Source organism: Helicobacter sp. (genome assembly GCF_022511165.1).
Taxonomy (GTDB): Bacteria; Campylobacterota; Campylobacteria; order Campylobacterales; family Helicobacteraceae; genus Helicobacter_C.
On record NZ_JAFLSB010000052.1, the window covers coordinates 1 to 9,898 of the forward strand.

Here is a 9,898-nt window from a genome sequence, read left to right on the forward strand (position 1 = left end):
AAGATTATATCAGTTTGCAAAATAGCATTACACACGACTTTGAGTTAAGCGGTATCGCGCCTTTAGAATCCGCCTCTCCCTCACAAATAAGCTATATTGACCAAGACAAATACATTCCTGCTTTGGCAGATTCAAAAGCTGGAGCGGTGCTTATCCGCGCCTCCTTGCAAGAGAGTGTCCCTCCTCACATACAGCCTCTTATCGTAGAGAATCCTCATCTTGCTTTTGCCTTGCTTTCACAGCTTTTTGCAAAACCTTGCTTCTCTCTTACTTCCCACCCTCCACGCGCTTCAAATATACATATAGGTGCAAATGTCGTTATTGGCGAGAATGTGAGCATTGGGGAGCATTGCATTATCTATCCAAATGTCGTTATTGGCGAGAATGTGAGCATTGGGGAGCATTGCATTATCTATCCAAATGTCGTTATTTATCGCGATAGTGTGATTGGCAATCGTGTGCGTCTGCACGCAGGAAGCATAATCGGCTGTGATGGCTTTGGCTATGCGCATACAAATGATGGCAGACATATCAAAATCGAGCATAATGGACGTGTAGTAATAGAAGATGATGTCGAAATTGGCGCAAATAATACCATTGATAGGGCAGTTTTTGGGGAAACGCTCATCAAAAAAGGAGCAAAGATTGATAATCTCGTGCAAATCGGGCATAACTGCGTAGTGGGAGAGCATAGCATTCTTGTTTCACAAGTGGGCTTGGCTGGTTCAACCACCACAGGTAGGAATGTTGTTATGGGCGGACAAGCAGGCACAGGGGGGCATATTCATATTGGCGATTTCGTGCAAGTTGCCGGTAGAGGCGCGGTAGGAAAGAATCTCCCCCCACATACCAAATGGGGCGGACACCCGCTTATGGAGCTTGATGAGTGGATGAAATTTTTTGTCTCATTGCGCAGAATGCTCAAAAAATCTGCAAAGCCCAAAGAATGAGCGGATTTAAGATATTTGAGAATTACAAGATAGCTTAAGATTCTTTAAGGAGCGTGTATGCAAGAAAAGACGATACGGCTACTTTATCCACAATGGCAGGGAGGAGATATTGCGCATTGGTTTGCAGATATGCCAAAAGATGTGATTTCACAAGGCTATTTTTGGGGCGCAAAGCTTCTTCACACACTTTTGCCAAGTGAGATACAAAATATCTTTGAAGTGCCTATTTGCCTTGATTATAAAAGAGAGCTTAAAGATGGAATCTTAGGTAAAGAAATGATTTTAAAACAAAGTCTTGATGCGCTTAAAATTTTGCAAGAGCAAAAACCGAGCAAGATTCTCACACTAGGCGGAGATTGTAGCGTGAGTGTCATGCCTTTTAGCTATCTTAGCAATCTTTATGGCGATGATGTCGCGCTTATTTGGCTTGATGCACACCCTGATATTGGATTGCCAAGTGATGAATATAATGGCTATCACGCTATGGCATTAGCACATTTACTCGGGTTTGGCGATACAGATATATGCTCTATGCTCCCTGCAAAAATAAGCGCGCAAAAGACTTTGATTGCAGGATTACATAGCAATGAGGCAAAAGCGCTTAAAAAGCGTCAAAAGGCATTTGGCTTACAAAGCCTAAAGCCCAAAAGTCTTAAAAAACCAAATAAAGTGCTTAAGTGGCTTAAAAACACAAAGGCAAGTAAGGTAATGATACATTTTGATTTAGATGTGCTTCATTACAAAGAATTACCCATTGCAGTGGGTAATACAGGAAAGCTCAAACTCGCTCACGCACAACATCTCATTGAAAGTATTTGCAAAGAATATGAGCTTGTGGGCTTTAGCATAGCAGAATATATGCCAAAAGAAGCCCTCAAACTCAAGCAAATGCTACATAAGGCAATAACTTTAATAGAAAAAAGCTAAATGTAAATCTTATCTTTATCATCAGGTTTATAAAAAGTAAGAATATTTGTCTCGTTGCGTTGAATGCCTTTTTTATATAAATCATAATCTTGCAACAAATGCCCTATATCTAAAACTCTATAGCCTCGCTTAAAAAACTCATACGCCAAAACTTTCCCTGCAGGACCGATTGCAAAAAGCAAAAGCTTGTGATGATTAAATTGTGATATTTGCTCTCTTAAAGTATGTATGTTTTCATACGCATTCATTGTAGGCGCATCAACAAATTCTACATTTTTAGCATTATCAATAAGAAGATGCGTTATACCCTGATGCACTTTATCTCCACAAATCACAACTACTTCTTTATCTGCCCATATTTCCCTACACATTGCATAATGCCTCTCGCATTCCTCTTTTGAAAGACCAGACATAAAACCAAGCAGACCAGTATTTGCATATACTTGAGATTCTAAAAAATACGCACTATAATCAAAATGATGTTTTAAGGTATGATTGCATAGCCAATCCCTTGATACCTTATCTTTTAAATCCTCACGCCCATACCAATACCCTCCGGGCAAACCTATTAAAAGGCGCTCATCTTGTGAGAGGAGAATCTCTTTCAAGCTTTCGCTCAAGAGCTTATTGTATTTTTGAAAAGGAATAGAATGCCCCCAAATGAGAAAAAACTCCCCGTCCCCAAATCGAATAATACTTTTTTGGGTATGAATGAGCTCTTCTATTGTCTCTTGTTTGGTTTTTATATGGGGGGCAGTGATAGATTGCGGGGCATTTTTTGTTCTCCACTCACTCCTTTGAGCAGCAGCGAGGACATATTCTTTTGTAACCCCATTTCTTGCCATATCTTTGATATTAAAACGAAACAAATATCTTAGATTATTAAAAAATAATACAATGGAGTATTTTCTCATTATGAGACCTTTTGTGGGGGGAGATGAACCCTCAACCAATTTTGGCAAATAATGTCGTTTTCATTAAGCAGCCACGGGCTAGGCGCAACAATAACACGCTCCTTTGTATCTCTAGCTTGATTCTCCCCTAAATAAGCCCCCCACCAACTATATGAGCTATTGGCGACAATGCCACTCTTGCATAAGCTCATTAGCCGCATATCCTCATAGAAATTGTGTGCAGTGATTTCTTTCTCGCTCATATCTTCATAGGGGTAGCCGATGTCAAAGTCTTTGAGATAATTCTTATCAGTCGCCCCAAAAACAAAGAATGTAGGATTTTCTACTTTATCTGCAATAATTTGAGCGGCTTTCTTATAATACTCTAAGTTCAAATCCCAGCCTAAGCGCACATAGTCTCCTCTTCGTATATGGACAAAAACGCTATTTTTCACACCTAAAATCCTCTCTGCTCGTTTTTGTGTGTAAGCATCAGTAATAGGCGCAAAAGTAAAGTCCCGCACAATCTCTGCGGCAATATCTTTAAAATATTTTTCATTTTGAAAAAATCCAATATAATATTTCCCCTGTCGCTCAAAAAGTGCCTCATCATAGACAAATGCGCTCTTTTCTTGAATGATTTGATATTTTGGGATAGAAAATATTTTTCGTATTGTGCCGGGCAAATACCCAAGAATCGTGCGTTTTTTGGCTTTATGTATTTGAGAATCTGATGCGAGTGGTAATTGAAGATGTTTAAATGCTACAAGTAGCGGGGGGGGGGGGTAGTAACACTTGAATGCAAATCAAAAATCACGGGGGTATTACTGCGGGATTGCAAAGATTTGGCAAAAGCATATTGAAACATATTGTTACCTAAGCCGCAGCTAAGTTGAACAATTTTGCACATTGCGCCCTCCCTCAAATCAATTATGCAGATTCTACAAAGAAAAAATTAATCAAAGAAGCTTTGCAGCAAAACTATACTTTTACAAACTCTCTAATACCTTTTTCGCGTGTCCTTTTGCGCGGACATTATAAAAACTCTGCTCTATTGTGCCATTTTGAGCAATCACAAAAGTGCTACGAATAATACCCTGCACCTCTTTGCCATACATCATTTTTGTGCCATACGCGCCATACGCACTTGCCACACTTTTATCAGGATCGCTTAGAAGCAAGACTTTGAGCGATTTTTTAGCTATAAAATTTTGATGACATTTGGGACTATCAGGGCTTATCCCTACTACCACCGCATTTTTAGCGCTAAATTCCTCAATAAACGCGCTAAATTCTTCCGCCTCAATGCTGCAGCCGGGCGTATTATCCTTAGGATAAAAATACACAACCACCTTTTTGCCAAGCAAATCCTGCAAGGCTATCTCTGTCTCATCAGCGCTTTTAAGCCTAAAATATGGGGCTTTATCACCTTTTTGTAATTTCATTTTTGTTCCTTTTATTTTTATTTAATAGCAAGATTTCTGCAAAATTATGTTTTTAGAATCTTCCTTGAGTTAATGGATTCTTGCAAAGCATTATCTTTTTCAAACCCCTTTACATACGCCTTTATACGCTCTATAATACTATCTGCAAGCTTAAGCCTTAGCCGCATCACGCTTAAATTAAAGCCACTTTCAAGGAGCTTGACTTCATCTTTGCTCGTTACAAGCAAAGAAGTAGCATTATATCGCTCTATGGCTTGTTGTAGAAAGGCTTTGTCAAAAGTAGCGTGGTCGCTAAGCGTGATTTTGCCCACCACAGAGGGTAAAAACACATCAAGTCGCGCAGGATTAGCAATAGCTGTAAGAAGAAGCATTCTTGGGGTAGGATTCTCTACTTTTACTTCACGCGTGTAGTCTATACCCTCACGCACGAGTATATCCGCCTCTTTATAGGCATTAGGAAACTCACGATATATCCCACTTGGCAAACAAAATGAAAAATAAGGCTCTAAAAGCGGAAGAAGCACGATATTAAGCTTTGCAAACCTAAAGCGGAATCCATCATCTAAAAATATCACTTTTGCGCCCATTTGCTTGGCTTTTAAAATCGCCTCTCTCCTATCCTTACTCACAATTACACTTGCATTTTTGCACTCCCTTGCAAGGAGATAAGGCTCATCTCCAGATTCTGCTTGCGAAGCAAGAATCTCCCCCCATTCACTTACCACCACAAGCCCTTTTGATGTGCGTTTATAGCCCCTTGAGACAATCGCTACTTTATCAAAATGCCTTGCTGTTTCAATGATAAAAGGTGTTTTGCCACTCCCTCCTGCGATGAGATTCCCCACGCTCACAATAGGGAGAGAAAAATCACAAAACCTTGCACATTTTCTACGCATATACGCACACAATCCATACAGCAAAGAAAGGGGTAAAAGCACGATACTTAGGGCTTTTTGCCATATATTTGGCTGATAAAAATACGCATCAATCCAACGCATAAAATCTCTTTTGAAGTAAGTTTCTCATAAGCATAGCCTTATAGAATCTATATCGATTTTGCATCTATGCCTCTTGTGCAAAATCGCCTTGAAAAATAAGTGGCATAACGCGTTTAAAGGCATTTCTCCATACCCTTGCGCTTAAAGATTCTACTATCTCTTGCTCAAAACCGCTTTGGATAAGCTTTTGTTTGATGTGTTTTTGTGCTTTTTTATCCCCTAGCACATCTGCGCTCAAACCACCATACTCTACAAATACACGCAAAAAGCTATCTATGCGCTCATAGCTATACCCTAAATCTGCCTCATCACTTTGATGAATAAATAAATCCGCACTTGGCTTTTTGCAAATAATAGATTGAGGCATATTAAGCATACGCGAGAGGGCAAAAACTTGCGTCTTGTAGAGATTCCCAATGGGATTAATTGCACAAGCCAAATCACCAAAAATCGTCCCATAGCCTAAGAGTATCTCGCTCTTATTGCTCGTGCCTAGCACAAGGGCATTATCCGCACTTGCACAATCATAAAGCAATATCATACGCATTCTAGCACAAAAATTTCCCATTCTCTGTTTTTGTGCGTTATCAAGGGCATTCATAAATCCGCTTAAATCCATACCTTCTTGCTTTGCAAAGCTTTCTTGGAAGGGAGCAAGCTGACAGATTCTATATTCTATATCTAAATGCTCTGTAAGCAAAAGCGCATCGTCAAAATGGCTATGATGTGAGCTAAGAGAGGGCATAAGCAGGGCGCGCACATTCTCCTTGCCTAAAGCCAAAACACCAAGCGTAGCCACAAGCGCAGAATCTAGCCCACCACTTAAGCCTAAAACCGCCTTTTTGAATCCCCGCTTAGCAAACTCATCACATATAAAATGTCTGCAATCGCGCACAAATTGTTCCATTGCTTATCCTTCACTTACTCACACACTTGGCACAAACACCCTATATAACATAGTTTCTAGGACTAAATATCCACATTATAACACACTTCAAAATAAATAAAAAATTTGGTTTTAAATAAACAAAACTTAAGAATTTCTAAAATATAATACTAGGTTCTTAATACTTAATAAGTAAAACAAGAAAGGAGAAAAAATGCAAGATACAAAAAGACGCGATTTTCTAGGAATGGCTCTAGGTGGTGTTGCTGCTGTGGGCGGAATCGCTTCATTGTATGCAATGAAACGTTCTTGGGATCCATTGCCTAGCGTTGTCTCAGCTGGATTCACAACATTTGATTTGAGCGCATTGCAAGAGGGTGTGCTTCAAACGGTGGAATGGAGGGGAAAACCTGTATATATCCTCAAAAAACTACCCGGGAGCAACAAAACAGAGGGACGAGATTTTGAAGTCAATGGTGCAGTTTATACCGTAGGGATTCAAATCTGCACGCACTTAGGCTGTATTCCTAGCTTTAATCAAGCTAATCAAGAATTTGCTTGTGCGTGCCACGGCGGACGATTTACTGCTTCTGGCGTCAATGAAGCTGGAACTCCTCCTCCTCGCCCTATGGATATTCCACCTTTCAAAATTGATGGAACAAAAATGGTGCTAGGCGAAGAAGGGCAAGAATATAAAGCCTTGCTTGAAGCAAAAAAAGCATAAGGAGAAGTCTATGGAAGTGAAAAAAGCTAACGGCTTGGTGGATTGGCTCGATCAGCGCCTTGCTATTAAAAAAGTATTAGAAGTGATGATGACAAAATATTGGATTCCCAAAAACATCAACTTCTTGTGGGCTATGGGTGTGGTGTTACTCACATTATTTTCATTGCTTGTAGTATCTGGTTTCTTCCTTTTGATGTATTATAAACCTGATGTTAATCTTGCTTTTGATAGTGTGAATCATACCATTATGACTGAAGTGGCATTTGGTTGGCTATGGCGACATATCCACGCAGTAGCTGCAAGTATGATATTCCTCATCATTTATATCCATATGTTTGTAGCTATTTATTATGGCTCATTCAAAAAGGGACGAGAAATGGTGTGGATTGGCGGTATGCTTATTTTTGTGCTTTTTTCGGCTGAAGCATTCAGTGGCTATATGCTCCCTTGGGGACAAATGAGCTATTGGGCAGCTGCGGTGATTACAAACCTTTTTGGTGGTATTCCTGTTATTGGACCTGATGTGGTTGAATGGGTGCGCGGTAACTTCGTGGTAGCAGATTCTACCTTGACACGATTTTTTATGTTACACGTGTGCTTATTGCCTATTGTGATTCTTGGTGTTATTGGACTACACTTTTATACATTAAGAATCCCTCACGTCAATAACGAAGAAGGCGAACATATCGATTATGAAGCAGAGGCTAAAAAATACGAAGAGGGCAGAAAAAAAGAATCTAAAGTTATTCCTTTCTGGCCTGTATTCCTCTCAAAAGATATTTTCATTGTGTGCTTGTTTATGATTGGTTTCTTCTATCTTGTATGCTTCCATTTTGATTTTGCGATGGATCCTATTAACTTTGACCCTGCAAACAATCTTAAAACACCTGCACATATCTATCCTGAATGGTATTTCTTGTGGAGCTATGAAGTATTACGTGGTTTCTTCTTTAGTGCGGATTTGGGCTTAATGGCTTTTGGTATCGCACAAGTAGCATTTTTGTTCTTGCCTTGGCTTGATAGAAGCTCTGTGGTTGCTCCTGCACATAAGCGCCCGGGCTACTGCTTGTGGTTTATTCTGCTTGTTGTGGATATGATTGTGCTTACAATCTTTGGCAAGCTTCCACCTGAAGGAGCAAACAATTTTATTGGTTTTGTGGCTTCCATTGGATTCTTATTCCTTGTGTTTGTGGCATTACCAATTGTAACGATACTCGAAAATAAGAAAGGAGCACACTAAGATGAAAGAAATAAAAATTTTAGCAATTATTGTAGTCATTGTGGGTGTGCTGTATTGGGGTGTTGAACCTCTTGCTCACGCGACATTCCACCCTGAAGTAGCAAAAGCTGATTTTGCCTTTAACGATTTGCGAGATATTGATTTGAGCAAGGGTGATGCAAACCGCGGTAAAGAGATTGTAGAAACCAACTGCGTAGCCTGCCATAGTCTCAATGATGCAGGTATTGCTGGTGCAAATATGGCAATGTATTTCCGCGATAACAAAGAGGCGACTATTTCTACTCCCGATCTTTCCACTGCGGGCGCGATTTATGATGAAAAGTTCTTGGCTAATCTCATTATCGATCCTGTAAATACACTTCACCTTACACATAAATTCCCTAATGGCGATTTTCCAATGCCTCCATATGTAGGGCTTGAAGATACTGATAGGGAAGTTGCGGATATTGTGGCTTATTTGAAGTCAGTGGGTTCTATCTCGCTTAAAAAACAAGTGTTAGAATCTGAAGAGTTTATCGCCAAAAAAGAAGCAATCGAAAAGACAACAGCTTCAAGCGAGCAAAAACAAAGCCAAATCGCAACTCTTGAAGAAAAGCTTACTGATAAAGCTATTTTCCTCAATGCGTGTTCTCGCTGCCACACAATGAAATATGACAAGGTAGCTTCTCATACTACGCCTGAAAGCCTCAATGTATATCTTGGCTCGGTTGCACCTGATCTCTCAATGATGATTCGTAGCAAAGGTGAGCATTATTTGGAATATTTCATTAATGACCCACAAAAAGTATCTTTCAAAGCAATCCAAAATGCAATCATTCAAAAAGAGGGTTCACTCCCACCAAATGACAAAAAAAGCCCCTGGCAAGATGATAGAGATTATAGCAATCTCGCTAAAGAGCTTGGTGTAATGCCTGTGGGACTTTCTATGCCACGCGTTGGCTTGAGTGAAGATTCACAAAAACGCGTTATTGCTTACCTAGAATCTATCGGTGATGCGAAAAAAGAGCAAAGAGAATGTCTTGGTATCTATTTGATGATTTTCTTTGGCGTAATGAGTGTTCTTGCATTCTTCTGGAAAAGACGCATTTGGAGCGAAGTGCATTAATCTCTCCTAACCCCCCCCCACCCCTGTTGTGGGGGATTCTTTCTACAATAAATACAATTTGCTCCCTTCTTTGAAATTCCCCCAAAGTTTTTTATTTTCTACAAGCTATTAAAGCAACAATAAAAAACAGCGTTTAGCTTTGGGTATTTATGCCAAAACTTTATAGCAGATTTTTTATTTTGACTCAAGAGCCACAAATACGATTTATTTTAAAAGCAAATTTTACACATTGCCTTTTGTAATTATTTTAAAATTTTACTTTGCAGCTTGGATAAAATTTTGCAAGATTCTAGAATCTTTGAGGTTTTTAATAATTTGCTTGATTTTTGTTTGGTTTTTTATAAGAAGAAGGCTAATGTCTAAGCAAGAGGTTACTACTTTCGTGCAGGCGCGAAGTTAATTGATAATATATTCTCCACTCTCTCAAATGTTCTAAGTTAGTATTTTGGTAATTTAATTTCTCAACAATAAGTGATTTTCGTGCGTATCAAATTACGTATTATTGGGAAGAAATAAAAAATTCTATATCTGCATTATGATTCAAGCCAATCTTGTATTTGCGCTAAAGCCAATAAAAAGGCTATCATCAAAGGTATTTGGGTAGATGCTTGTTTTTAGGAGAGGGGGCTTAAATCCAAAGAAACCCTTACCCCCTAAAACTTCTTCTTATTCACATCTTCTAAGATTTCTTTAGCTACTTTATCTACTCTCTCACTAATCTCTGCACTTG

Annotated in this window: 11 protein-coding genes; 5 read left to right on the forward strand and 6 right to left on the reverse strand. The window is 39.3% G+C overall.

Annotated features, from left to right (window positions below):
- Window positions 1-8 precede the first annotated feature (8 nt).
- Together lpxD and J1E28_RS06950 are read left to right on the forward strand one after the other, a co-directional pair.
- The gene (gene lpxD / locus J1E28_RS06945; RefSeq protein ID WP_291028170.1) at window positions 9-950 is read left to right on the forward strand and encodes a UDP-3-O-(3-hydroxymyristoyl)glucosamine N-acyltransferase; all 942 of its coding nucleotides are present in this window, start codon (window positions 9-11) and stop codon (window positions 948-950) included.
- Between the two features lie 57 nt (window positions 951-1,007).
- Complete coding sequence (locus J1E28_RS06950) at window positions 1,008-1,877, forward strand: arginase family protein (protein ID WP_291028150.1); 870 nt, start codon at window positions 1,008-1,010, stop codon at window positions 1,875-1,877.
- Here the strand turns inward: J1E28_RS06950 and J1E28_RS06955 are convergent.
- The 6 genes from J1E28_RS06955 to J1E28_RS06980 form a co-directional block, all read right to left on the reverse strand.
- Entirely contained in the window at window positions 1,874-2,791 is a 918-nt protein-coding gene (locus J1E28_RS06955; RefSeq protein ID WP_291028152.1) for a GT-D fold domain-containing glycosyltransferase, read from the reverse strand. The two genes, J1E28_RS06950 and J1E28_RS06955, sit on opposite strands and share 4 nt — an antisense overlap.
- Window positions 2,791-3,456, reverse strand: a complete 666-nt coding sequence (locus tag J1E28_RS06960) for an alpha-1,2-fucosyltransferase (protein ID WP_291028154.1) — start codon at window positions 3,454-3,456, stop codon at window positions 2,791-2,793. Before J1E28_RS06960 ends, J1E28_RS06955 begins: the two co-directional genes overlap by 1 nt.
- A 77-nt stretch (window positions 3,457-3,533) precedes the next feature.
- A complete protein-coding gene (locus tag J1E28_RS06965; protein ID WP_291028156.1) occupies window positions 3,534-3,680 on the reverse strand; it encodes a hypothetical protein in 147 nt (48 codons plus the stop codon).
- Between the two features lie 79 nt (window positions 3,681-3,759).
- Window positions 3,760-4,215: a thioredoxin-dependent thiol peroxidase gene (gene bcp, locus J1E28_RS06970; protein WP_291028158.1), complete on the reverse strand. Its 456-nt coding sequence runs from the start codon at window positions 4,213-4,215 to the stop codon at window positions 3,760-3,762.
- A 44-nt stretch (window positions 4,216-4,259) separates the two neighbouring features.
- Complete coding sequence (locus J1E28_RS06975) at window positions 4,260-5,213, reverse strand: tetraacyldisaccharide 4'-kinase (protein WP_291028160.1); 954 nt, start codon at window positions 5,211-5,213, stop codon at window positions 4,260-4,262.
- 64 nt (window positions 5,214-5,277) lie between these two features.
- Complete coding sequence (locus tag J1E28_RS06980; protein ID WP_291028162.1) at window positions 5,278-6,120, reverse strand: NAD+ synthase; 843 nt, start codon at window positions 6,118-6,120, stop codon at window positions 5,278-5,280.
- Window positions 6,121-6,313: 193 nt separating this feature from the next.
- Between J1E28_RS06980 and petA the strand changes: the two genes are divergently transcribed.
- The 3 genes from petA to J1E28_RS06995 are packed head-to-tail and all read left to right on the forward strand — an operon-like array spanning window position 6,314 to window position 9,168.
- Window positions 6,314-6,823 (forward strand): ubiquinol-cytochrome c reductase iron-sulfur subunit, encoded by a 510-nt coding sequence (gene petA / locus J1E28_RS06985; protein WP_291028164.1) that lies wholly within the window; start codon window positions 6,314-6,316, stop codon window positions 6,821-6,823.
- Window positions 6,824-6,833: 10 nt separating this feature from the next.
- Window positions 6,834-8,063 (forward strand): cytochrome bc complex cytochrome b subunit, encoded by a 1,230-nt coding sequence (locus J1E28_RS06990; RefSeq protein WP_291028166.1) that lies wholly within the window; start codon window positions 6,834-6,836, stop codon window positions 8,061-8,063.
- A 1-nt stretch (window position 8,064) separates the two neighbouring features.
- The gene (locus J1E28_RS06995; RefSeq protein ID WP_291028168.1) at window positions 8,065-9,168 is read left to right on the forward strand and encodes a c-type cytochrome; all 1,104 of its coding nucleotides are present in this window, start codon (window positions 8,065-8,067) and stop codon (window positions 9,166-9,168) included.
- Window positions 9,169-9,898 lie beyond the last annotated feature (730 nt).